This is a genomic window from Bacillus cereus group sp. MYBK139-1, assembly GCF_051916915.1.
GTDB lineage: Bacteria > Bacillota > Bacilli > Bacillales > Bacillaceae_G > Bacillus_A > Bacillus_A pacificus.
On record NZ_JBQAHO010000001.1, the window covers coordinates 1,653,307 to 1,676,764 of the forward strand.

Here is a 23,458-nt window from a genome sequence, read left to right on the forward strand (position 1 = left end):
CAGAAAAATATTTAAGCTTGAAAACGGCACACACCATCAAGATAGGTAGCTGCTAAATCCATCGCTGGCGTCAGTACTATAAAGTCAGCAACATATCCCTCAGCGATTTTCCCACATTCGCCATCTAGTTGAATACTTTTAGCTGGTGCAGTACTCGCCATATAAATTGCTTGCTCGGGCGCGGCAATTCCCCAATCGACGACATTTTTTACAGCATCTTTTAATTGCAAAATGCTACCTGCTAAACTTCCGCTTTCCAAACGAGCCATCCCATCTTTTACTTTCACAGGAAATTCTCCCAATTGATACGTTCCTTCAGGCATACCTCCGGCCATCATACAATCGGATACCATTACAACCTTTTCTCTGCCGCGAACATTCATTAAAATATTTAAGGCAACAGGATGAACATGATGTCCATCACATATGATTTCGGCAAAAACATCTTTTAAATTCATGGCTGCTCCAACCATCCCTGGTTCACGATGGTGCAGCGGACTCATACCATTAAAAGTATGAACAAAAATGGATGCACCTTTTTCACTAGCTTGCTTCGTTTCTTCATAAGTTGCATCACTGTGGGCCAATGCCACTATAATCTCTTCTCCTACAGCATATTCAATGAATTCCACTGCTCCTTTTCTTTCAGGTGCAATCGCAATTTTTTTAATAGAATCATTTGATAATTTCTGCCAACCTTTCAACATATCAACTGAAGGGTCACAAAAATATTTCGTGTTTTGTGCTCCTTTATGCTTTTCAGTAAAAAACGGTCCTTCTAAAAAGATACCTTTAATTTTTGCGCCCTGTACTTTCTTGTAATTGGCACCAATCATTTCAACGACATTATTCAACGATTCTATTGAGGATGTTAAAGTTGTCGGTAAAAAGGATGTAACGCCGCAAGAAAGGAGTCCTACCGATATTTGATTTAGTCCTTCAAAATTATTGTCCATAACGTCGTGATTTCTAAAACCATGAATATGTGTATCCACTAGACCAGGAGCAATCCAATATCCTCCATAATCGATGATTTCTTCCGCTTCTTCTGGCCTGTTCTCTAAAAATATACCGAATTTCCCATCTTTTATCTCCAAAAAACCAGGACCTACAACCTTCTCCTCAAGAAAGAACTTATCTGCAAAGATAAAAATAGACATGTATGTTTCCCCTAACCTAGTTACTCATATTCGTAGATAGTAACACCTTTAACGACACGGTTCACCGTTCCTGTCGGTGAAGGCGTATCTGGTGTATTACCTACTTTCACGGAGGCTAACAGTGATATTGTTTGCCCAATCATAACAAAAGGTAATGCTAAGTAAGCATCTGGTACAGACTGTGCCTCGCTACCAAATACAAACATATTCCCAGCGTAATTCGTTTCTCCATTAACCTCGATGGCACATATATAGCTGGCAATGTTGTCTTGTTGCATTTCGTTTAACATATCTAAATCATATTGACGTGTATACGGATTGTTAGAAACAAACACAAAAACTAATGATTTTTCGTTTACAAATGATTTTGGACCGTGCCGGAATCCTAGCGGTGAATCAAAAGCGGTGACAATTTTTCCAGCTGTCAGTTCTAATACTTTTAATTGTGATTCTTTTGCTAAACCTTCTAAACTACCAGAACCTAAGTAAATAATTCGGTCAAAATCCAAATCTACTATCTTTTGGATAGCGCCTTCCCTTTGAATGACACTTTCACCCATTTGATGAATTTCTTTCACTATCTTTGATTTTTCTTCAGTCGATATAGGATCAAAAACAAGTAATGCCGTTAACGCCATGCAAGTATAACTTCCTGTCATTGCAAAACCATGATCATTTGATTTTTCAGGCATCAATAGCAATAAGTTTTTGTCATTATTCACGGCCTGTTTAGCTAATTTTCCATCTTTCGCACAAGTAATCGTGATTTGATACAAATCGCTTACTATTTGCTCAGCTAATTGTACGGCAGCGACACTTTCTGGGCTGTTCCCGCTTCTAGCAAATGAAACGAGTAAGGTTGGAAAATCCTTTTTGAAAAATTGGTAAGGATTTGAAACTAACGTAGTTGTCGGGATACTTAGTACTTCCCACTGTTGTTCATCTACTTTTTCTATTACATAAGGGGTGACTGTATCACCAACATAAGCAGACGTTCCAGCGCCTGTAAAAATAACTCGAACCCGATTATGTTTCGTTACTATTTTTTGCAAAAACTCATCAATTCTCTCGCTCTTCTCCATATACAAAGCAAAGGTTTCAATCCATAAATCAGGCTGCCGTCTTATTTCCACCGTTGTTATCAATGCACCTAACGAAACTAATTTTTCTTGACTTAATGTAAACATATTCGTTCACTCCTCTACCTATTTGCCATCATTTTCTCCATAAATGAAGATCGACGCCGCCCCATTACTTACCTTCAAATACTCGTAATCCTGCACCAACAACTCCATTATTTTGTGCCAATGTACTGATGCTCATCTGCTCCAAAAGATGTTGTTGCTCAGGCAGCTGAAAACTCTTTAGCTTCACTTTAATCAACTCTAGTAGAAATGGATTTTTCACAATGACACTGCCACCAAAAACCATTCTATGCGGATCTAATAAACAGGAAATCTTATAAAGACCTTGAGCTAAATAATCAGTTACCTCATTGATAATGGACTGATATTCTGGTACTCCGTTTATATAACTAGCAAAAACATCTTTTGTTGAAATAGTATCTACCTGTAAGTCTCTTTCGGCTATTCTCTGGATCCCTGGTCCAGCAGCGATTTTTTCTAATCGTTCATTGATCCCCTCCTTCGATAGAACAGGGATCAAACCTAGTTCTCCAGCAAACCCTGCCCCCCTAAAAAATGAGCCTTTATTGATGATAGAACAAGATATTCCCGTACTTATAGTCACGTAGACAAAGGTTTCATTTCCTTTTACATGTGCTGCTCTCCATTCAGCAAAAGCCGCCATATAGACATCATTGTCAATCGTGATCCGCTGGATTCCAAATTGCTCCTGCAAACGGACTGAAATAGGAAACTGGCTCCACGGTAAATTGTTTTGAAAAACGGCAATTCCATTCTCACAATCCACTTTTCCCGGTACTCCAACACCAATACCCTCGATATCAGCGATGGAAATTGATGATTTTCTAAGAACTTGTTCCACAGCTTCTACAACTCTACCAAACATTTTTTCCCGGTCTAAAGGATCACTTTTTACTTCGGTACGTTCAAGCAGTTCGCCTGTATCTGAAATAACTCCCGCTGCAATCTTTGTTCCCCCAACATCAATGCCGACTGCCTTTTTCATTTGTCTGCACCCCTAGGTTTGTATTTAAAGTATTGAGTAATTTTCTACAATTGTTATCGTTGAACATATATTTGCGGTTCATTGATCAATCCACTTGCCCTAATTGATTTATACGTATTTCCGATTGTAATTATAAAGCAGCCCTAAAAGACCAGCTAATCCAATCAACATCATACCCAGTTCAAATTTACCAGCTGTTTTTTGGTAGACGATAATGAAAGATAGGCATACGAGAAACACAACAATTTTAATAACGAATACGATATTAGCCTTCATTTGAAAAATCCTCCCACCTGATTTCACTAGGTGCCAACGTCACTTCTACCCTGTTTCCTTGTCCATCGTAGACAAACGTCATTTGTTCGACCATCGAATTGTTAACAATCGCCATTTTTCGGATGGATGGATATGCATGAACTTCACAATAAATATTGCTCGCATGATACTTTTGAAATTCCTCTTCTTTATGGGCAGCATAGTATAAAGCACGCATCAGCAGACGTGTATTTTCTTCACTGTATGGAAGCCCTGCTATATAGACAGCTCTGCCTTCTCCAAACGGATGAGTAGAAAGATGAACTTCACCATTTGAATATTCAATTATTTCGGTTTCTTCTGATAACGCATAAACATTCTTCATTCCTTCGCCAAAATCAAATTGGCTGCTGTCAGCAGAAATAAAATGATTTTCGACAGGATTAATAAAATATTTATCTGTTGATAGGCTAAATCCAAGTTCCTTATCAACGCCTAAGACATTCGCCAATTGAAAATAATGTCCTTCATGCTGATAAGCTGTAGGTTCCCCAATACCTATGAATCCTCCGCCATTATACATCCAAGCTCTGATTGTAGTGACTAACTTTTCATTAATCCAGTTAGCACCTCCTGAAAAAGCTGTTCCCACATCACCGGCATTAATAATGACGTCAATATCCTCAGATATCCCATCATTCATGACATCATCAAAACTCATGAACGTAACTTCCACTGCAGCCCCACTCAAGGACTCTAAAACACCTAAATAAGAATAAATTTGTTTATACCATAGTGCATGAGCAACCATATGTGTTTGCCAAGTTCTCAACTTGCCCCAAGAATTCAAAATCGCAACTTTAAGACCGCAGTATGGCTTCACACCTTTGATTGTGTCATGAATTTCACGAAATTCCTCAGTGACTTTTTCAATATAGGAGATAAATTCTGGAAATTGATACGCTAGACTTAAATACCCCCCATAGCCGATACGATCAACAGGATTACGCAGTAAGGCTCTACGCGCCGTTAGCCAATTTTCATTCGCTTCAATCGCCGGGTTGTTACCTTCGTAAAAAGTATCTGGAAAGAAATAAGGTAAGAAACGCCCTTCTGTATATCGAACATGTGGTATATCTGCAATCATACGCAATGTAGCCCCACCGCCCACACTGCCTACAACTGCATCCAATCCGATATTCTCAAAGTATTTCCCATATGGTTCTGTACCAATCCAGTTATCACCAAGGAACATCATTGCTTCTTTTCCACTTTCATGGACAATATCCACAAGTTTCTTTGCTTCTTCAGCAACAAACTTATGAACAAAATCTATATAATCTAAAAAAGCTGGAGTTGGAATTCGAAACGAAGTATTATAATAACCTTGATCAACAATGTCCTCCGGTCTTAAGCGATAGCCTTTTTCTTTTTGAAAAGCATCCAAAGCAGCAACTGAAACACTTGCACCATATCCGAACCAATCGACAAATTTCTCTTTGCCAAGATTATTGAACACAAGGGTAAAATGATAGAAAAACGTTGTAAACCTGACTACATCTGTATCCGGATTTTCTGTCAGCCATTGTTTTAAATAGTTTTTCATAAATTCATTAGAATGTGGCTGCCTGACATCAAAAGGAATATCATGTGGCTTATCTCCCCAATTATTAGTAATATGATTGTACATTTGGGTTGGATCCCAAATCGCATAGACTAGGAATGAAACCGTATATTCATGCCAAGGAATCGCCTTCGTAATCAAAACACGATTTTGATCTTCTTTTACTTCCCAATCATTAACGTCAACAACTTCTCCTGTTGTCCGATCAATAACCTCCCAGTATTTTTTTGGACTGTGAACATAATCCGGTTTTAATTGTTCCTCAAAGTAGCCTTTCATAAAATCAATTTCGAGGGTGTCAGTAAGCGCCGTATTGAACAAGCTCATTAAATAAAGTTGCTGGCATTCATCCATATGCTTCTCTGCGAACTCATTGTGAGCTCGAGCAACAAAATAAGTCGTATAAATTTTCGCATCCAATTGTTTAATATCATCATCTAGTTTCGTTCCATCACTATCGCGAATCGCATCTGCACCCCATCGTTCCATTAATTCTTTCGTTTCCTTAAGAAAATTTTCTTCACTCGGTAAAGTAACTCGGCCTTTTTTCCTTTTCATGTAAATCCTCCTCTAATCCTTTAAACCACCAAGGGTCATTCCTTGTGTTAATTTTTTTTGAACAATGATATATAAAATCAAAGTTGGTAGCATGACAAGAACCATTCCTGCATACATTTGACCATAGTTTGCAGCAGATTTTTGAGCTGCCATCAAGTTCATTAACCCAACAGGTAACGTCTTATTCGGCCCTGGAATTAATGTTAAAGCAATAATGTATTCGTTCCAAAAGGCAAGAAAATTAAATAAAATGACGGCAATAATACTTGGACGAGCTATCGGAATCATAACTGAAATCATTGTTTTGAAATATCCAGCACCATCAACCAATGCAGCTTCCTCATACGTGGATGGAAGCGATTGAAAAAAACTAGACAGCAAGTAAATCGTGAATGGTAACGCCGTCGCCGCATATACCACAGCTAAAATAAATAAATTGTCTAGTAGCAATCCATCACCTAGTTGGCCTCGTAAAAAGTTATCTCCGTCCAATAACATCAAGAAAATTGGCACAACAATGTAGTTCACATTGATGAATAATCCAGCTTTAAAAAAAGTATTTATTAATTTGCTTCCTCTAAAGGTATATCTTGCCAACACATAAGCTGCTGGTAAAGCCACAATCAATAAAATAAGAAGGGCCAACGCCGTTACCATTACTGAATTCAACATATAGGTACCCATGTTTGCCTTTTGGAAAGCATCGATAAAGTTTTGAAAATAGAAACTTTTCGGCATGGCCCAAGGACTTCCATAAAACTCCGAATTTTGCTTCACTGAGGCTAAGAAAACCCACGCAACAGGAATAACAATTGAAATTGCTAACGTAATAAGTGCTACGTAGATAAAACAGCGATACATTGCTTCTGTAGTCATTCCTTTTTGTGTTTTCATTGTTTTTGGGGCTGGATAAGCTGATTCTACAGTCATTTCTTTTTGTGTTTCTATCGTTTTTGGATCTCGATAAACTGTTTCTGTAGTCATTCTTTTTTGTGTTTCCATCGTTTTTGGACCTCCTTAATACTCCAACACTTCCCTTTTAGTGACACCACTGATAATTGCAGATAATGCGAATGAGAATAAGAAAATGACCACCCCAATAGCCATACCGTAACCGTAAGAAGAATTCGTGTAAGCCTGCTTATACATGTAGCTTAAAAACACTTCCGTCGATCCATCAGGTCCGCCGCCAGTCATTGCTTGAACGAGAAGAAAACTTAAATTAATCGTACTAATAACAAAGAAAGTTAACGTCGTCCGAATGTTGTTCCAAATTAACGGTAAAGTAATACTAAAAAATTGTCTGAACCGTCCAGCACCTTCCAAAGCAGATGCTTCATAAAAACTTTCCGGGATACTTGCCATTGCCGCCATATACATGACCATATAGTAACCAATCGCTTGCCAAATGAGTGCCCCTCCAATGCTGTAAATGGCAATTTTTTGATTTCCGAGCCACATCTTTTGTAGGTGTTCCAGGTTAAATAAAGCAAGTAAATTATTTAACAACCCTGTAGTTGGGTCATAAACTGCAGAAAATATTCCCGCGATAACTACAACCGATAAAATATTAGGGATATAAAAAATAATTCGAAAGAAGCTTTTTCCTTTTATTTTTTCTCTTGTTAACAAAGTGGCAAACAAAATCGCCATCACCATCGTGATGAGTGTGACGATAACAATCAAGACTATACTGTTTTGGAGAGACCGAAAGAAGTTCATATCATTCCATAAAATCTTGAAGTTTTCGAGCCCAACAAATACCTTATTATTAGAAAATCCTCCCCACTTATATAAGGACATCCTGAATACCTCAATCGTAGGAACAATCATAAAAATGGCTAACAGGATTAGTGCTGGTGCAGTACAAACAAAAATAAAAATTCTTTTTTCTGTCTTCTTATTCATGCCATCACCTCAGTTAATAAGTACAACGGTGAGACTAGGCGACTCACCATTGTACATAGTGAAAACGAATTTATTTTAATGCAGACCGTAATTGGTCACTCACTTTTTCAACAGAGCTTTGCCAATCTTTCACCTTTTTATCACCAGAAACAACACTGTCAATCGTTCTAAATAATGTATCTGGCATACTTACACCTTCAACAGCTTTCGTTGCAGCAAATCCACCTATTCCCACTTTCACTCCATTATCATAGATACTATAGAATGATTTATTTTCACCTGTCAGTTTATTAGAAAGGCCTTTGATAGGCTGGATCGCACTCGACTCAGCAAAAATTTCAGCTGCCTTATCCGAATAAACAAACGTCATGAAATCTTTAGCAAGTTGTTTATTTTTAGCTGCTGATGGAATCCACATTTGTTCAAAGAAAGTAAATGCATAACGGTCGCTATTAGCATCAATTGTCGGTAAAGCCATCATGCCCCATTCAAACCCTTTAGATCGAGGAGCTTCTTTCATTTCACCAACTACCCACGTACCATTTGGCATAAACAAAGCTTTGTTATCGAGAATCAACTGTTGATTTTTCTTGTAGTCTTTATCATTTGCATTCGCAACAGTAGTTGGTTCTGTATATTTTGCTAATTTTCCGATAATTTCAAAAGATTTTGTTGCTTCAGAAGTTTCCCAAACACCATCTGTATATTTCATAGCTTTATTAAATAACTCAGGCCCGCCCACCCCTAGTAGTAAAGAGTAGAAGAATGTATCAAAGTAGCCTGTAGTAGGGTAAGTAAATAATGAAATCCCTTCTGCTTTCGCTTTATCTCCTAAAGCCCACATTTCGTCCCAAGTCTTCGGCACTTCCCAACCTTTTTCTTTAAATAAACTAGCATTATAAAATAATCCAGTTGGACTATAGAACATCGGTGCCATATAAATGTTACCGTCATTATAAGGATTAGTTGCAGGTGTACCAGTAAGCCCTGGTACTAACTTATCTTTGACTTTAACATCTTCACCATAAACATTTTTATCAAAAACATCAGTAATGTCTTCTAATGCTTTATCTTTAATCAAAGTTTCTGTTAGCGCCTGTTTTCTCCCGGTTGCCAACAACACAACATCCGGATACTTTCCTGCTTTCATATTTGAGCCTATGACATCCTCAAGATTTTTGTCCACTGTCAATTTAACATCAACTTTTGGATTAGCAGCTTCATATGCGTCAATCACTTTGCTCCACATCTCTTTACCATAAGCCGATTCAAGTGTTGCCACATGAAGGGTTTGTTTTTCACTGGAGCCTTTACCATCCTTAGCGTTATCAACTTTTGTAGTATTACCTTGGCAAGCTATTAAACTAAAAGATAACAAAGCTGTCATCCCAGACAACAATAACTTTTTTTTCATCTCTATTTACCCCCATCTCCTAATCTTCCTTTCATAATTAAAGAATACAAAACAGATAACGCTTTCACAATAAACATCTTGTTCTGTTTTTTAGATATCTTGCTTTTTACTGAATATCCCACTAAAATCTTTATAAAATAGATAAAAAGTCTACGAAGGAGGGATTCATTTGTCCAATGAAGTATATGAGATTCCACAATTTCAACGAAACCATCTTCCAGTAAAACTTCTTTATATAACAAAATCAAAATACGATAAAGATTGGCATAGCACCATTCACGCTCATCACTTTACAGAGCTATTGTATATTACTAAGGGCAAAGGAACTTTTATATTTTACAAAGAAGAAATCCCTGTCCAAGAACACAATTTGATTATCATTAATCCAAATATCGAGCACACGGAAAAGTCTGATACGGATTACCCGCTTGAATACATCGCACTTGGTATTCAAGGTCTGTCTTTTTCATCTTTAGAAAATCCTAGCCCAGTCACTATCCATAATTATAGCCAGGATCAAAAAAACTTTCTCTTCTATCTTCAGCAATTGGTGGAGGAAGTGGAAAACCACCAAGAAGATTATGACTTAATTATACAAAATATTCTGGAAATTTTACTACTTAAGATGATGAGAAAAAAATCTTTTAATGTAGAGAAAACATCTACTCAAAAAATTAATAAAGATATTGAATTTATTAAAAACTATATTAAGCAGCATTTTCACGAAAATATTAGCCTAGATACATTAGCAAGCATTAGTCATATTAATAAATATTATCTATCCCATTCCTTTAGGAAATTCGTCGGTGTGTCGCCTATTGAATATTTAATTCAAACTCGTATTAGAGAAAGTAAAATTTTGCTAGAAACTACTAATTATTCGATTTCTAATATTTCAACCATTACCGGTTTTTCTTCCCAATCATTCTTTGCACAATCATTTAAACGAGAAACAAATCTATCTCCTTCACAATACAGAAACGCTATAAATACTAGCAAAAATAAACTAGATTCTAGTGCAAAAATTTAAAGATACATGCAATGAACCTATACTTCTTTAATGTATTGTTACTATTATTTTGGAAAGAGAGTGTTCCTATGATTCAACAATTAAAAACATATTATGGTGAGGATATAAAAATTAATGAAGCTGTGTTGTCAGAAGATTATAGCTGGTTTTTAGTTGAAGGAAACAAAGTCGGAATCCGAAAAATTCGATTACATCAAAGGGAACATCAATTGCTTTCATCCATCTTAACACCCATTCATACTGATACATTTTATAAAACAGAAAAAGAAAAATCGTGGTATGAAGCATTATACAGAAATAACAACATCCCTATACGGTCCGTTCGTTTTTTACACTTTTTCACAACACAATCTATTGTAGAAAGAGAAGAATTTCAAGATGCTTTACAGTCTATGTTTTCTTTTACTACTACAATGATATGGGAAACCTCGCAAGCTGGTGTTCTCATCTTAGAAGAAAACATAACGGAATCTGTATTGCAAACAGCCTTAGATACACTAGAAACAGATTTTTTTATATCCCTATCCTTCTTTGTTGGAAGACGTTATACGCAAACAGCTGAATTTACTTACCTGTATCAATGGGAACGAACATTATTTTCTGTTCTTTCTCCCTATTTATCAAAAAAAATTACATACATTGAACAACTGCTCCCTTATCAATTAATGATTTCATTACCGAAAGAAGAAAGAGGAAAATATACGCATCAATTATTGGCACATATTTCAAATGATAAAGAACTAATAGATAGCGTTAAAGTATTCTTCCAATGTAACTTAAATGTCTCTCTTGCAGCTAAACAATTATATTTACATCGTAATACTTTGCAGTATCGAATTGATAAATTCATTGAAAAAACAGGAATTAATATTAAAACTTTTGAAGGTGCAGTAACAGTTTATATGGCATTTCTTTCTTTAGATATCTCATGAAAGACGATACAATATTCATTTCCCTTATATCATCATCGTTTTATAGTATCTTGTGTGGTTCGGAAACTCTATTAACTTGTTTTTCTACGAAAAAAAGGATACTTTCTTCCCATATCTATAGATGAACTTAAGTTCTACAGAAGCTTTCTCATATCTTAAATATGTAAACTTGCATAAAAGCTCCTCATTCTTTTGTGCACAATGCCAATTTACTTACGCTTTTAATAATCTTATAATTCTATTAATTACAAAAAAGGAGTGGATATTTATGGCCGAACTTGTATTAGATCATATTTTTAAAGTGTATGATAATAAAATCACTGCCGTTTCTGACTTTAATTTACATATTGAAGATAAAGAGTTTATTGTATTTGTCGGTCCTTCTGGGTGCGGAAAATCAACAACTCTACGTATGATTGCAGGTCTAGAAGACATTTCTGATGGTTCGTTTTATATTGATGGAGATCGTATGAATGATGTCGCTCCAAAAGATCGCAACATTGCAATGGTATTTCAAAATTACGCACTCTACCCGCATATGACTGTTTATGATAATATGGCATTTGGCTTGAAACTACGTAAACTTCCAAAAGATGAAATTAATCGTCGAGTAACGGAAGCGGCGAAAATCTTAGGACTAGAAGATTACTTACAACGCAAACCAAAGGCATTATCAGGTGGACAACGCCAACGGGTTGCACTAGGAAGAGCTATAGTCCGTGATGCAAAAGTATTTTTAATGGACGAACCTCTATCAAATTTAGACGCAAAGTTACGCGTAAGCATGCGATCAGAAATTTCTAAACTTCACCGCCGTTTAAATACGACCACTATATATGTGACACATGATCAAACAGAAGCAATGACAATGGCATCACGCCTTGTTGTTATGAAAGATGGGCTCATCCAGCAAGTTGGAACTCCAAAAGAGGTATATGATACTCCTGAGAACATATTTGTTGGCGGATTCATTGGTTCTCCAGCTATGAATTTCTTTACCGGTACATTACAAGATAGCTATTTTCACATGGAAAATATCCGCTTCAAAGTACCAGATGGTCAACTAAAGACATTAAAGCAAAAAGGGTATAATGGAAAAAAAATCATACTCGGTATTCGTCCTGAAGACATTCATGATGAACCTATCGTTCTTCAATCTTCTCCTGAATCCACAGTCGAAATTACAGTAGAAGTCGCTGAATTATTAGGTGCTGAAACGATGATTCATGGAAAACTTTCAAACCAAAACTTTATTGCGCGAATTAACGCTCGTTCCGAGATTAAAACTAACGATACACTTCCATTAGCTTTTAGTTTAGCGAAAGCACACTTTTTTGATATCACTACCGAGCAAAGAATACGAAATAATTAACGAATGTCTAAAAAAATCCCGATAGAATTGTCCCGTAAGTAACTCAATCTTTCCATTTTATTGTATGCATAACTTCTACTTCAAAAAAATAGATGTAGCTACGACAAACATTTCTTGAAAAAGAATTCAAGACTAGATTCCACGATATATGCGACAGAACCATACTAAAAAACATCTCATATGAATATGAAATGTTTTTTAGTATTTTCTATTCTTTTAATAAATCTAATAAACCATTCCCTTCAGATGTACGTTCATATCCTAAAGGTACAGTTCTTTTAATAAGTTGTGCATATATTTCTGGTTCTGATAACTTTCTACCATATTCCCTTTCACACTGCTTTATGAGCAATGCCAGTGCTCCAGCGACATGCGGTGTCGCCATAGAAGTACCACTTAATACCGCATATTTCCCTTCAGGATACGTAGATAATATTTCATCGCCTGGCGCCACTAAATCAATTTCTTGATTTGAATTACTAAAACATGCGATTTTCCGATCTAAATTGACAGCGCCGACTTCAATTACTTCTGAGTATGCACCTGGGAAATCTAGTTCCTCCGTGTTATCATTACAATCTCCATTATTCCCAGCAGCACATACGACGAGAACATCTTGCTTTACCGCATTTTGAATTGCTTCATGTAATTCCGGAACGTCTTGCGGGCCACCAAGTGACATGGAAATGACTCTAACTCTTTCTTTATTAGGCCCTCTCCAATTTACAGCATAATGAATCGCCTCAATAATTTGCTCATAACTTCCAGAACCATCCCCTGCTAAAACCTTTAACACTAGCATTTTAGCAAGTGGTGCCACTCCTAAAACACCGATTCCATTTTCAGTCGCTGCAATTGTCCCCGCTACATGAGTACCGTGTCCGTTATTATCAAGATAAATATTTGGATCTCCTTCGTAATCTTTCGTGAAATTTCTTCCGCCGATAATACGATCCTTTAAATCTATATGATTCGTATCACACCCTGTATCTAATACGGCAACGACAATATCTTTTCCTTTCGCACTCTTCTCCCATACTTGCGGAGCGTGAATGAGTTGTACACCTGGCGGAATTTCATTTACTTGTTCAACCACCTTATCTACTGTAAAAGGAATCAATTGTATACCTTTTTGTTTATTCGCTGTACTACTATTCATCGTAATCCCTCCTGAAAATATATTATTTTCATTTCAGACCACTTTTGAAAACACTTACATTTAACATTCGTTTTATGTGTTTCGTTTTCCTTCCTTAAAAATGTTTCTCAATAAAGCTTACGAATTTTATACTACTCTTTTATCCCGCTTTAATAGGCCGCCCGATCGGTGAGGGCTGATAATCAGTGGGGATAAAGAACCCCCCGCTGATTAAAGTTTCACTTTATTTATCTCGTAATTTTTAGACACGAAAAATTACGAGATAAATAAAAGGACCAATTGAATGGTCCTTTTATAGTTTTTAAAGAATGATATGGAATTTTAAAAATAATTTAAATTAAGACTAAACCTCACTCTTGTTTAAAAACTTTTCTATTTCTTTTATTAAATATTTCGCTCCATCTATACTAACAGTAATGTTTCCATTTGCTAATGATATGTTTTGATTTGAAACATCACCTGTTATTTGACAAGCATTGTAAGGTTGATATTTTTGTAAAATGACTTTGTCTTCTTCTACGAAAATTTCAAGCGGTGATTTGATTTGTATTCCCAATACATCACGTAATTCTTTAGGAATTACAATTCGTCCTAATTCGTCTACTTTTCGAATAACTCCTGTTGCTTTCATATTACTTCCTCCCTTACTTTTTATTAATTTTTTCACCTCGCTTTTTCCATTTTATCACTTTTTGGTAATACCTGCCTCTTTTTAGAAAATTTTGTACTCAAGTTAAAAAAACACATTTAACGAATACGTAATCTCTCCTTCAATTGTTTTAAATAACGAGATCGAATCAGTAAAAAATATACAACTTGAATTCCTATGAAAATACTTAATACAATCGCATTTTCTTTAAATAATGAGTACTCAAACATCTGTCCGAGTGCAGTTAACGCTACTGCCCCATGTAATGTTGCAACACCTATTGGAACGAAGAATAAAAGTCCCAATCGAATTGTAACTACTTTCGATAATTCTCCACTTGTTAAGCCTACTTTTCGAATCATTTCAAACAAACGAGTATCATCCTCCAAGTCAGAAAACAAACGGAAATAAAGGAAGCTTCCTGCACATACGAAAAATACAATCCCAATAAAGAAACCTACAAACAGAATTGGTCCTGCAATTTGTAAACTTTGGTTTTGTTCGTACTCTTCTGCACTAAACGTTGTATGTTCTTCATAAGGATTCATCTGATGCGTTAGTTCTTTACCAACCTCAACTTCATCTTTCGTTCCTTCTGTTTTGTACACATAATCTTTTTCCTCTTTAAATCCATCTTGTAATACATCATACTGATTGTTAGAGATTACATAAACGTTACCTCTTATTATTTTACTTAATGAAGAAGTAGTAACTTTTTTCACTTTTAATGGTTCATTCAAATGCGGTAACGTAATTTCTTTTCTTTCTTTCATCGGTGGTCCTGGTATATCGACTGCTAAAAATAGAGCTTCTTTATTTGCAACAGTTTGAAATGGTTCTCCTGTTAATTTCGCATATTTTTCATAATCTGATTCTTTTATAAAAACGGCACTGCTTAATGACTGCTCCTCCGCCTTTTTCGTTGAAACACTCGTTTTAGAAGCTACTATATTATGTTTCTTTAATCCTTCGTCAATCATTTTCAAATGCTGTGATTCATTACTATTTCCTTGCTTAGAATGATAGTGAAACGCAATTGGTCTCTCCATAATCGCCTTTGTCATTGATGTAAAGCCAACTAATGTACCTATTGCTGAAAATGCTACAGTTGAAATTATGGTTACAATAAAGAACATTCTTGCGTTATCTCTCATACGGTAAGCTAAATCGGACAACGTAATAATATTTGTCTGTGTCCAATAGAAACGTTTACTTTTTTTACACAGTCTAATAATAAAGACACTCAACTGCTTATACAGCAAATACGTACCAATAATGACTACCGTTGTAACAGGAATCATCATGATAAATACCATTGCACCGTGTGACATAAGTGCTCCCGCATATCCCACACTAAGCAATATGACTGCTAATATAGAAGAAATAATGGATGCTTTCGGTTCCGGCTTCGCTTCTGCTGATCCTCTAAACAATTTCATAATTTTATTCTTTCGAATCATTCCTGCACTAAACAATGAAATGATCATAAATAATACGAAAAACATAATACTCGTTACAACAATGGCTTTCATTGGAATGTAATAAGGTAAGGAAATATCTAACTTTAATATCATGGGAGCTACAAACATTAATACTCCAGAAAATAACATTCCTGCAAGAATCCCAAAAATAATTGCCCCTATCCCAATCATAATATTTTCAAAAAAGATCAGACGCTTTAATTGATATTTTGTCATACCTAACATCATTAAAATCCCTAATTCACGCTTTCTCGTTTTTAAAAACATTCCCATTGAATATAAAATAAAGAAAAACGTAAATAAGTAAATAATGGACTGTGCAAAAGACATACTTACAAATACGTACCGGCCTAATTTTCCAGCACTTAACGCCGGATGAAACGCGAAAAATGAATAAACAAAAAAAGCCATAATAGCAAATGCACTACTTAAAAAATATGCTGAATATGTTCTTCTATTTCGCGTCACATTCCGATATGCGAGTTCTCTAATGTTCATATTACTTCTCCGCCCTTCTACTAACTATGTTCTTATATTAGTAAAATGCGGAAATAGCTTCCATCGATTCAAATGACAAAAACCTTACATTATTGAAAGGTTTCAAAAAAATTGCTTAAACGATGCAGTTTCATTATAATGACTACATTCATATTCATACACACATCCTATTGTATATTCGTTAATTTTGCGAAATAATAAAGGATAGAAGTATGTACCAATATACATATAAACTTATTTACCGCTTTAATATGAATAGGAGGAAAACATAATGACATTGCAAGAACAGATTATGAAAGCATTACACGTTCAACCTGTAATTGATCCAAAAGCAGAAATCCGTAAACGTGTTGATTTCTTAAAAGATTATGTAAAAAAAACAGGTGCGAAAGGATTTGTACTTGGAATTAGTGGCGGACAAGACTCTACATTAGCGGGACGTTTAGCCCAGCTTGCAGTTGAAGAAATTCGTAATGAAGGTGGTAATGCAACATTTATCGCCGTGCGTCTTCCTTATAAAGTACAAAAAGATGAAGATGATGCACAATTAGCATTACAATTCATTCAAGCAGATCAATCTGTTGCATTTGATATTGCTTCAACTGTTGATGCTTTTTCAAATCAATATGAAAACTTATTAGGTGAATCATTAACAGATTTCAATAAAGGCAACGTGAAAGCACGTATCCGCATGGTTACACAATATGCAATCGGTGGACAAAAAGGGCTACTTGTTATCGGAACAGATCACGCTGCAGAAGCTGTAACAGGGTTCTTTACAAAATTCGGAGATGGTGGTGCAGATTTATTACCATTAACGGGATTAACGAAGCGCCAAGGACGCGCGTTATTACAAGAGTTAGGTGCAGACGAGCGACTGTACTTAAAAATGCCAACAGCTGATTTATTAGATGAAAAACCAGGTCAAGCTGATGAAACAGAGTTAGGTATTACATACGATCAACTTGATGACTATTTAGAAGGTAAAGCAGTTCCAACTGACGTTGCAGAAAAAATTGAAAAACGTTACACAGTGAGCGAACATAAGAGACAAGTTCCAGCATCTATGTTTGATGATTGGTGGAAGTAAGTAAAACATAAAAAAGAAGCTAATCTCATTTAGCTTCTTTTTTATATGTTAACGATATACCCCTACTCTTTTCTCCAATAAATCTTGCAAGCAATCTTCATGCTGTTTACAAAATAACGGTGGCATGTCGTCTAACGGGAAAAACTGCAAATCCAACGTTTCATCACCGTCTGCTCTTTTCTCTCCTCCAACAATTGAGCATGAAAAGACTATCACAATTGACTGAGCTCTGTCTCCATTTGGATATGATTGAAAATATTTTGTATACACTCCAATAAGCTCATTTATTTCTACATCATACCCGGTTTCTTCTTTTATTTCTCGAATTGCGGTTTCTGCAGCCGATTCTCCAATTTCCATTGCCCCGCCAGGAAAGCCCCAGGCGTTAAAGTCTCCTCTTTTTTGCAGTAATACTTCTCCTTCTTTATTAAATACACAACCACCGGCAAAGTTTAAGAAAACATAATCATGTCCTACTTTTTCACGTAATTCTTTTATATAATTGGCCATTCTCTTTCCCCTTTTCATACTTCTTCTATCACTATTTCTTATCTTTTTCAAACAATTCAATAATTCGATCTAGCTTCTGGTTCATATTAATCGCGTGGTGTTTCTTTGCAGCACCGCTTTGTAATACTCTTCTAATAAACAAAGTAAATGATATGAAAAACAAAACTATAAGTCCGATTACTAAACAAGTATATATCAATGTAAATATATTACTTTCGAAGAAGTTCATTCATCATTCACATCCTCTCTTCGTTATTTTATCACATAATTCCCAATATTTTAAAGTAATAAACAAATATAAAAAGAGCACCTTTTACAGATGCTCTTTTTCATTACTTAATACGTAAATGTAATTGTCGCTAATGAATAATCTGCCATCGCACTATATGGTGCTACTTGATAAGATACACGCTTTGCACCTTTTGGCCAATTTATTTCATTTAACACTTTCTTTATATCTTGCATTGTTCCATCCATAGATTGCTTATATCGTACTTCTACCTTTTCTGGCTTAGAAGCGAATTGTTGCTGTAGTTTTTTCTTAAATTCACTGTAATTTTCTGCCCCGTATTGTGTAGACATATATTTTAAATTTGTTTCTTTTAACATTTGTTCATACGCCGCAGTCTTTGAACTACCCGTTTTTATTTTGTTTGTTAATTCATTAAAATAACTTGTAGTTGCTGCTGGATATTTACTACGATCCCAGTCGTGATCTTTACTTAATTGCTCATCAGACATATTAAAATATGAATATGTTACGCGCCCAGCTTTATCCGGTACCGGATCATCGAATGTAGTATCAAGATGATACCATTTGTTTTCAATGTTTACTAAATTCCATGCGTGAGCTTGTCCATTTCCTGTACCTGTTACAATATGGTTTTGAATACCCGCTTCTTTTAGCAATTCATATGTTAATAACGTATATCCTTGGCAAACAGCAGAACGATTCGCTAACGCTTCATATGCTGTATATGCTCCATAAGACGTATCATACGATACATGTTTTACAACGTAATCATGAATAGCTTTTACTTTCTCATGCTCATCCATTCCTGGTTTTACAATCGAGCCTATAATTGCTTTCACCTGAGATTTTACATATTGTGTTTGCTCTTTTGATTCACGGTACTTAACTTGCAGTGTAAACGTATAGCTTCCTGGTAGCCCTTTAATAGAATATTTAGTAGAGGCTACATTATATTTTACATACTCGTCTGCATCTACAATTTTATTAAACTCGCCATACAATTGGTCCATCACATTTCTAGCATTTCTATCTTTCGTTTTATATGTGATTGTAATATTTTCTTCTCGATTATCAACCTGTTTTTTTAATTCTTTTCTAAAATCATTTAACAACTTTGCATCTGATTGTGATGTCGCTACAGTTGAATTCGTAGCTGCATAAGATACAGATGAAGCCTGTAAGCCTCCCATTACTATCGTTGAACAAAGTGCGGCAGCTGTCACATACTTACTTGTCTTTCCCATCATGTCACTCCTTACATTCTATAACTATACGAAAAAGTATCGTATAGTTTCAGAGTATACAATACTTTTTCGTATAGGTCATATGAGATTATGCATATTTAACATTGTAAAAAGGCTGTTCTTTTTATAAGAACAACCTTCTTCCTTAACAAGTTTGTAATACACAACATGCATTTTCAAAACGTCGATTTTTCAAGTCTTCATTTCCAATGCAGAAATAAAGCATCCCTAAATCTCCCCACATCATATTACAATTTTTAGTATCTGAGTCAATTTGGAATAAAAGCGTCATTTGCTGTGGGTCTATTTCCATATACTGTCCAGTTTCGTACAATACCTCATCTTGTACAGAAAATGGCTCACCAAATATTTGATGGTTATCGTAGTTATCTGGGATTAGCTCTTCAAGTAATTGTAAGAAACGATCTGAATCATCCTCATCTTCAATGAAAAGCTCTGGCAATTTATATGTCAGTTCAAAAGTAGTCGCACACTGGTTATAATTCGTTTGCAATTCATCCGCTCTCCGTAATTGCTCAACAGGAACATCATAATAAAACACACGTCCCGCTTCGGTTGGATTCACATCTTCTTCAAAGTAATTTTCAACGCTAAAGAAATATAACATCCCTGTCTTAGGAAGATCATGAACCATACCAACATTTTGTAAATCCTTTAAATTAAATTGTGCAATAAACTGTAACGGATTTCCTTTATGCGTTGGATATTCAAATGTAAATGGCAAGTCAGGAACCCCTCCCATTTTCGAACTACCTATCGCTACTGTTTCCTCCTGCTTTGGCACAACTTTTATACAAGGAAATACAGTATTCATAAGTTCCTCTTTTAAATGCGTCAGCCCATATTTATCAATTAATACTTCAATTTGTTTATTCATACATTCTCCTTATATTTACATACTTATTTATATCATCGCACAAAAATTATACTCCATTCTTTATAAAAACAACAAGCCTCCGAAAAAACGGGCTCTTCCTTCATACGCGAACAAGTTTAAAAAAGCATAGTATACATTGTTCCTACAAACACGATAGTTCATTATTTCTTCCAGTACATTTTCCCCTCGTTCATTTTTATTTTTAATATAAGGAGGAATTCCACATGGGTTACGGATATAGTTGCGGCGGTTACGGTTACGGCGGTTACGGCGGTTACGGCGGTAGTTGTGGTGGATGTGGTTATGGAGGTTTCGCTTTATTAATCGTTTTATTCATCCTTCTAATCATCATCGGAGCTAGCTGTTGGGGCGGCTTTGTAGGCTGCTAGTAAATTTAAAAACTATTGTAAAAAAGCACGTACAATACGTGCTTTTTTGCCATTTTCAAATTTTTTATGTGAAAGGAAGTATGCTTTATGAAGATTGATGGTGTTTTTGAAGGAGGCGGTGTACGCGGAATTGCGCATGTGGGGGCAATTTGCGCGTTAGCTGAAAAAGGCTATGAATGGGAACGTGTAGCTGGAACATCAGCTGGTTCGATTATCGCTGCGCTCCTAGCAGCAGGATACTCTTGCTCAGAGCTAAAAACGATTATAACAAATATTGATTATAATAAATTTACGAAGAAAACCTTTATTGACAGAATCCCATTTATCGGAAAAGGATTAAGCGCATGGACTACTCTTGGTATTTACTCTAATATTTTTATAGAAGAATGGATTGAAGAATTACTGCGAAAAAAAGGAGTTCACTTATTTACAGATTTACCTGATTTAAATAAGCTTAAAATTATCGCTTCTGATATAAGTAATGGTAAAATGGTTATCTTTCCCGATGACTTACCAAACTACGGATTTTTAAATTATCGCTTCTCTATTGCTAAAGCTGTAAGAATGAGTAGTACAATCCCCTTCTTTTTTGAACCGGTAAAATGGAGAACCCCAAAATGGAAGCAACCTTGTTATATGGTTGACGGAGGAATTTTAAGCAATTATCCAATTTGGATTTTCGACTCTCCTACTTCTCCCCGCTGGCCGACTTTTGGGTTTCATTTCGTAAAAGATGAGATTCAAGCTGACCCAGCCCACTACAACGAGCCTATCTCCATGTTCAAAGGACTTTTTAAAACAATGATGCAAGCCCATGATTTACGTCATTTAGACAAGGAATCAAAAGCAAGAACAATTACAATCCCAACAGGGTCCATTACTAGTACAAACTTTGAGTTAACAATGGAAGAAAAAGAGTGGCTATACAATTCTGGTTATAACGCCGCAAATAAGTTTTTACAATCGTGGAACTTCAGACAATATATTGATAACTATAGAAACGGAAATCAGGATCGAAAATCAAATCGTTATTTCCGTCAACTTGACTCATAATATTATTATCTTTTATACGAGAACACGTAACGCTTTCAAAAAATAAGCCTAGTAATAATATATTACTAAGCTTATTTACTTTCTGCATCATTATTATACGTTGTTTAAGGATAAGTTAACCCTTCTGCTTCCTCTGCAGTAATAACGGTGTATCGATTTCCCGTTCGTAATCCTAACAATTCTGCTTTTTCAATTGCTTCCTGCTTCGTCTCCGCATAAGCAGCTAAATATTTTTTTCCATTGATAATTTGACAAATTACATATTGTTTCATTATATTCTCCTCTTACTTTTTCATTAAACGTACAAGTTTTTTTATCCCCATTTCAATTTCTTCTAACGTTGCGTATGAATATGATAGACGCAAAAATTGATTTGCATTTCTATCATACAAAGTACCTGGATTTAATAAAACCTTTTCTTTCAAAGCTTTATCAAATAAGCTACGATTTGAAACGGAGATATTCATATGTAACCAAATATAAAAACCACCTGCTGGTTCATACCAAGTTGCTATATCATGGCAATATTTCTCTAACATTTGTAACATAAAATCTCTGCGTTTTTTCAACTTAGTTCTTACAAACTGTAAATGTTCATCATACGATCCATTTGTAAACCATTCCGCTGCAATTTGCTGGGATATAGAACTCGATCCATAATCTGTTTGCATTTTTATGTCTGCCAATCTTTGAATAACAGGCTCAGATCCAACAATCCATCCAATTCTTAATCCTGGACTAATAACTTTAGACATACTCCCGATATGTAGTACAATTCCATTTTTATCATATGCTTTTAAAGGCTTTGAAACTGGCTCATCAAACCATAAGTCTTGATACACTGCGTCCTCTATAATTGGCAACCCAATTTCATTACATATTTCCATCATTTCTATTCGTTTCTTCGTATTCATACTAAAGTTCGTCGGATTATGATAAGACGGGATTGTATATAAAATAGATGCATTAAATTGTTTCTTATATTTCGAAATATATGATGTATGTAAACCATTCTCATCCATTGGTATTCCAATGAGACGCATTCCTGCGGATTGAAAAACATTAAGCGAATATAAATAGGATGGTTTTTCTAATAAGATGGATGCCCCTTTTGGAAGAAGCCCCATAGAAATAAGTTGCAAAGCTTGAATTGCTCCTGAAACAATTAATATAGAATCAGGCGTTACATATATACCATGTCCTTTTAAATAGTCTGCAACCTTCTTCCTTAAAGAGAGATTTCCTTTCGGCTCTTCATAGCCAAGTATCATCTTGGATCCTAAAAGTTTATTTATAATATCTCTCATCTTTTTTTCAGGTAAAAGACTTGGCGCGAGCTCACCTGTTCCTAAACGAATTACATGCGGATCAAATTCAGCTTGATTTATTTCTTGAATAGCAGGCAGATTCGGATAATGAAGTCCTGTTTCTACATAAGACTGCCAATTAGGCGGGGGTGTGTATGTGGAGGCATTCACATTATTATTTACAACAATTGTTCCTTTCCTGCCATTCCCTTCAATGTACCCCTTGGCAACTAGTTCATCGAAAGCCATTACAATTGTGCTTCGATTCACACCAAATGTATATGCCAATTCTCTTTGTGAAGGTAATTTCGTTCCAACAGTCCATTCTCCATTAACGATTCTTTCTTTTATATACATTTCTATTTGTTTGTATAGAGGCGTCGCTAGAGACATATTCGGTTTCCAAACGATTCTTTCCATCATATCACCTTACATTCTTTTTGGTTGGTAACCTCCCCAACCATATGGATGGATACAAATTTTCATTTCTTCTATACAATATACACTATCATAATGAATTTAA

23 protein-coding genes are annotated in these 23,458 nt (G+C 35.5%); 6 read left to right on the forward strand and 17 right to left on the reverse strand.

What is annotated here, in order from left to right; genetic code table 11:
* Window positions 1-11: 11 nt before the first annotated feature.
* The 8 genes from nagA to ACTFRS_RS08515 form a co-directional block, all read right to left on the reverse strand.
* Entirely contained in the window at window positions 12-1,160 is a 1,149-nt protein-coding gene (nagA, locus tag ACTFRS_RS08480; RefSeq protein ID WP_242294764.1) for an N-acetylglucosamine-6-phosphate deacetylase, read from the reverse strand.
* Window positions 1,161-1,180: 20 nt separating this feature from the next.
* Window positions 1,181-2,347 (reverse strand): SIS domain-containing protein, encoded by a 1,167-nt coding sequence (locus ACTFRS_RS08485; protein ID WP_440023749.1) that lies wholly within the window; start codon window positions 2,345-2,347, stop codon window positions 1,181-1,183.
* 64 nt (window positions 2,348-2,411) lie between these two features.
* Complete coding sequence (locus ACTFRS_RS08490; RefSeq protein WP_139867582.1) at window positions 2,412-3,311, reverse strand: ROK family protein; 900 nt, start codon at window positions 3,309-3,311, stop codon at window positions 2,412-2,414.
* Between the two features lie 108 nt (window positions 3,312-3,419).
* Window positions 3,420-3,587, reverse strand: coding sequence for a DUF6903 family protein (locus ACTFRS_RS08495; RefSeq protein WP_000646587.1), 168 nt, complete (start codon window positions 3,585-3,587; stop codon window positions 3,420-3,422).
* Complete coding sequence (gnpA, locus tag ACTFRS_RS08500; RefSeq protein ID WP_242294761.1) at window positions 3,577-5,748, reverse strand: 1,3-beta-galactosyl-N-acetylhexosamine phosphorylase; 2,172 nt, start codon at window positions 5,746-5,748, stop codon at window positions 3,577-3,579. Before gnpA ends, ACTFRS_RS08495 begins: the two co-directional genes overlap by 11 nt.
* A 12-nt stretch (window positions 5,749-5,760) precedes the next feature.
* On the reverse strand, window positions 5,761-6,750 hold the full coding sequence (locus ACTFRS_RS08505) for a carbohydrate ABC transporter permease (protein ID WP_139867586.1): 990 nt from the start codon (window positions 6,748-6,750) through the stop codon (window positions 5,761-5,763).
* A 15-nt stretch (window positions 6,751-6,765) separates the two neighbouring features.
* Window positions 6,766-7,656 (reverse strand): carbohydrate ABC transporter permease, encoded by an 891-nt coding sequence (locus ACTFRS_RS08510; RefSeq protein ID WP_139867588.1) that lies wholly within the window; start codon window positions 7,654-7,656, stop codon window positions 6,766-6,768.
* 70 nt (window positions 7,657-7,726) lie between these two features.
* Window positions 7,727-9,043: a carbohydrate ABC transporter substrate-binding protein gene (locus ACTFRS_RS08515; protein ID WP_431085037.1), complete on the reverse strand. Its 1,317-nt coding sequence runs from the start codon at window positions 9,041-9,043 to the stop codon at window positions 7,727-7,729.
* A gap of 196 nt (window positions 9,044-9,239) precedes the next feature.
* Between ACTFRS_RS08515 and ACTFRS_RS08520 the strand changes: the two genes are divergently transcribed.
* The 3 genes from ACTFRS_RS08520 (at window position 9,240) to ACTFRS_RS08530 (ending at window position 12,404) form a co-directional block, all read left to right on the forward strand.
* Complete coding sequence (locus tag ACTFRS_RS08520) at window positions 9,240-10,100, forward strand: helix-turn-helix domain-containing protein (RefSeq protein WP_000064377.1); 861 nt, start codon at window positions 9,240-9,242, stop codon at window positions 10,098-10,100.
* 68 nt (window positions 10,101-10,168) lie between these two features.
* Window positions 10,169-11,032 carry a PucR family transcriptional regulator gene (locus tag ACTFRS_RS08525; protein WP_242294155.1) on the forward strand — a complete coding sequence of 288 codons (864 nt, stop codon included), beginning with the start codon at window positions 10,169-10,171 and terminating at the stop codon, window positions 11,030-11,032.
* A gap of 268 nt (window positions 11,033-11,300) precedes the next feature.
* Window positions 11,301-12,404 (forward strand): ABC transporter ATP-binding protein, encoded by a 1,104-nt coding sequence (locus ACTFRS_RS08530; RefSeq protein ID WP_016717250.1) that lies wholly within the window; start codon window positions 11,301-11,303, stop codon window positions 12,402-12,404.
* A 208-nt stretch (window positions 12,405-12,612) separates the two neighbouring features.
* Here the strand turns inward: ACTFRS_RS08530 and ACTFRS_RS08535 are convergent, their stop codons facing one another.
* The 3 genes from ACTFRS_RS08535 to ACTFRS_RS08545 all read right to left on the reverse strand — a co-directional run bounded on the left by ACTFRS_RS08535 (window position 12,613) and on the right by ACTFRS_RS08545 (window position 16,191).
* On the reverse strand, window positions 12,613-13,563 hold the full coding sequence (locus ACTFRS_RS08535) for a serine protease (protein WP_001089044.1): 951 nt from the start codon (window positions 13,561-13,563) through the stop codon (window positions 12,613-12,615).
* A gap of 343 nt (window positions 13,564-13,906) precedes the next feature.
* Window positions 13,907-14,194: an AbrB/MazE/SpoVT family DNA-binding domain-containing protein gene (locus tag ACTFRS_RS08540; RefSeq protein WP_000648331.1), complete on the reverse strand. Its 288-nt coding sequence runs from the start codon at window positions 14,192-14,194 to the stop codon at window positions 13,907-13,909.
* 116 nt (window positions 14,195-14,310) lie between these two features.
* Window positions 14,311-16,191, reverse strand: coding sequence for an FtsX-like permease family protein (locus ACTFRS_RS08545; RefSeq protein WP_242294154.1), 1,881 nt, complete (start codon window positions 16,189-16,191; stop codon window positions 14,311-14,313).
* A gap of 271 nt (window positions 16,192-16,462) precedes the next feature.
* On the opposite strand from ACTFRS_RS08545, the gene nadE reads away from it, so the two are divergent.
* Window positions 16,463-17,281 carry an ammonia-dependent NAD(+) synthetase gene (gene nadE / locus ACTFRS_RS08550; RefSeq protein ID WP_049112898.1) on the forward strand — a complete coding sequence of 273 codons (819 nt, stop codon included), beginning with the start codon at window positions 16,463-16,465 and terminating at the stop codon, window positions 17,279-17,281.
* A gap of 48 nt (window positions 17,282-17,329) precedes the next feature.
* Here the strand turns inward: nadE and ACTFRS_RS08555 are convergent, their stop codons facing one another.
* The 4 genes from ACTFRS_RS08555 to ACTFRS_RS08570 form a co-directional block, all read right to left on the reverse strand.
* Window positions 17,330-17,791, reverse strand: a complete 462-nt coding sequence (locus ACTFRS_RS08555) for an NUDIX hydrolase (RefSeq protein WP_242294153.1) — start codon at window positions 17,789-17,791, stop codon at window positions 17,330-17,332.
* Window positions 17,792-17,822: 31 nt separating this feature from the next.
* Window positions 17,823-18,020, reverse strand: a complete 198-nt coding sequence (locus tag ACTFRS_RS08560; RefSeq protein WP_440023748.1) for a DUF4083 domain-containing protein — start codon at window positions 18,018-18,020, stop codon at window positions 17,823-17,825.
* A gap of 107 nt (window positions 18,021-18,127) precedes the next feature.
* A complete protein-coding gene (locus ACTFRS_RS08565) occupies window positions 18,128-19,288 on the reverse strand; it encodes a transglutaminase domain-containing protein (RefSeq protein WP_431084977.1) in 1,161 nt (386 codons plus the stop codon).
* Between the two features lie 145 nt (window positions 19,289-19,433).
* Entirely contained in the window at window positions 19,434-20,186 is a 753-nt protein-coding gene (locus ACTFRS_RS08570; RefSeq protein ID WP_139867602.1) for a YwqG family protein, read from the reverse strand.
* 224 nt (window positions 20,187-20,410) lie between these two features.
* On the opposite strand from ACTFRS_RS08570, the gene ACTFRS_RS08575 reads away from it, so the two are divergent.
* Both ACTFRS_RS08575 and ACTFRS_RS08580 read left to right on the forward strand, forming a co-directional pair.
* Window positions 20,411-20,575 (forward strand): YjcZ family sporulation protein, encoded by a 165-nt coding sequence (locus tag ACTFRS_RS08575; RefSeq protein WP_073540752.1) that lies wholly within the window; start codon window positions 20,411-20,413, stop codon window positions 20,573-20,575.
* A gap of 87 nt (window positions 20,576-20,662) precedes the next feature.
* Entirely contained in the window at window positions 20,663-21,628 is a 966-nt protein-coding gene (locus tag ACTFRS_RS08580; protein WP_000686819.1) for a patatin-like phospholipase family protein, read from the forward strand.
* A 104-nt stretch (window positions 21,629-21,732) separates the two neighbouring features.
* Here the strand turns inward: ACTFRS_RS08580 and ACTFRS_RS08585 are convergent, their stop codons facing one another.
* Window positions 21,733-21,900 carry a DUF3933 family protein gene (locus ACTFRS_RS08585; RefSeq protein ID WP_049112887.1) on the reverse strand — a complete coding sequence of 56 codons (168 nt, stop codon included), beginning with the start codon at window positions 21,898-21,900 and terminating at the stop codon, window positions 21,733-21,735.
* A gap of 12 nt (window positions 21,901-21,912) precedes the next feature.
* Complete coding sequence (locus ACTFRS_RS08590) at window positions 21,913-23,358, reverse strand: PLP-dependent aminotransferase family protein (RefSeq protein ID WP_440023747.1); 1,446 nt, start codon at window positions 23,356-23,358, stop codon at window positions 21,913-21,915.
* Window positions 23,359-23,458 lie beyond the last annotated feature (100 nt).

Bases quoted from the DNA above. Each gene is read 5' to 3' on its own strand.
- nagA (WP_242294764.1), bottom strand. From the start codon at position 1,160: ATGTCTATTTTTATCTTTGCAGATAAGTTCTTTCTTGAGGAGAAGGTT.
- ACTFRS_RS08485 (WP_440023749.1), bottom strand. From the start codon at position 2,347: ATGTTTACATTAAGTCAAGAAAAATTAGTTTCGTTAGGTGCATTGATA.
- ACTFRS_RS08490 (WP_139867582.1), bottom strand. From the start codon at position 3,311: ATGAAAAAGGCAGTCGGCATTGATGTTGGGGGAACAAAGATTGCAGCG.
- ACTFRS_RS08495 (WP_000646587.1), bottom strand. From the start codon at position 3,587: ATGAAGGCTAATATCGTATTCGTTATTAAAATTGTTGTGTTTCTCGTA.
- gnpA (WP_242294761.1), bottom strand. From the start codon at position 5,748: ATGAAAAGGAAAAAAGGCCGAGTTACTTTACCGAGTGAAGAAAATTTT.
- ACTFRS_RS08505 (WP_139867586.1), bottom strand. From the start codon at position 6,750: ATGGAAACACAAAAAAGAATGACTACAGAAACAGTTTATCGAGATCCA.
- ACTFRS_RS08510 (WP_139867588.1), bottom strand. From the start codon at position 7,656: ATGAATAAGAAGACAGAAAAAAGAATTTTTATTTTTGTTTGTACTGCA.
- ACTFRS_RS08515 (WP_431085037.1), bottom strand. From the start codon at position 9,043: ATGACAGCTTTGTTATCTTTTAGTTTAATAGCTTGCCAAGGTAATACT.
- ACTFRS_RS08525 (WP_242294155.1), top strand. From the start codon at position 10,169: ATGATTCAACAATTAAAAACATATTATGGTGAGGATATAAAAATTAAT.
- ACTFRS_RS08530 (WP_016717250.1), top strand. From the start codon at position 11,301: ATGGCCGAACTTGTATTAGATCATATTTTTAAAGTGTATGATAATAAA.
- ACTFRS_RS08535 (WP_001089044.1), bottom strand. From the start codon at position 13,563: ATGAATAGTAGTACAGCGAATAAACAAAAAGGTATACAATTGATTCCT.
- ACTFRS_RS08540 (WP_000648331.1), bottom strand. From the start codon at position 14,194: ATGAAAGCAACAGGAGTTATTCGAAAAGTAGACGAATTAGGACGAATT.
- ACTFRS_RS08545 (WP_242294154.1), bottom strand. From the start codon at position 16,191: ATGAACATTAGAGAACTCGCATATCGGAATGTGACGCGAAATAGAAGA.
- nadE (WP_049112898.1), top strand. From the start codon at position 16,463: ATGACATTGCAAGAACAGATTATGAAAGCATTACACGTTCAACCTGTA.
- ACTFRS_RS08555 (WP_242294153.1), bottom strand. From the start codon at position 17,791: ATGGCCAATTATATAAAAGAATTACGTGAAAAAGTAGGACATGATTAT.
- ACTFRS_RS08560 (WP_440023748.1), bottom strand. From the start codon at position 18,020: ATGAACTTCTTCGAAAGTAATATATTTACATTGATATATACTTGTTTA.
- ACTFRS_RS08565 (WP_431084977.1), bottom strand. From the start codon at position 19,288: ATGGGAAAGACAAGTAAGTATGTGACAGCTGCCGCACTTTGTTCAACG.
- ACTFRS_RS08570 (WP_139867602.1), bottom strand. From the start codon at position 20,186: ATGAATAAACAAATTGAAGTATTAATTGATAAATATGGGCTGACGCAT.
- ACTFRS_RS08575 (WP_073540752.1), top strand. From the start codon at position 20,411: ATGGGTTACGGATATAGTTGCGGCGGTTACGGTTACGGCGGTTACGGC.
- ACTFRS_RS08580 (WP_000686819.1), top strand. From the start codon at position 20,663: ATGAAGATTGATGGTGTTTTTGAAGGAGGCGGTGTACGCGGAATTGCG.
- ACTFRS_RS08585 (WP_049112887.1), bottom strand. From the start codon at position 21,900: ATGAAACAATATGTAATTTGTCAAATTATCAATGGAAAAAAATATTTA.
- ACTFRS_RS08590 (WP_440023747.1), bottom strand. From the start codon at position 23,358: ATGATGGAAAGAATCGTTTGGAAACCGAATATGTCTCTAGCGACGCCT.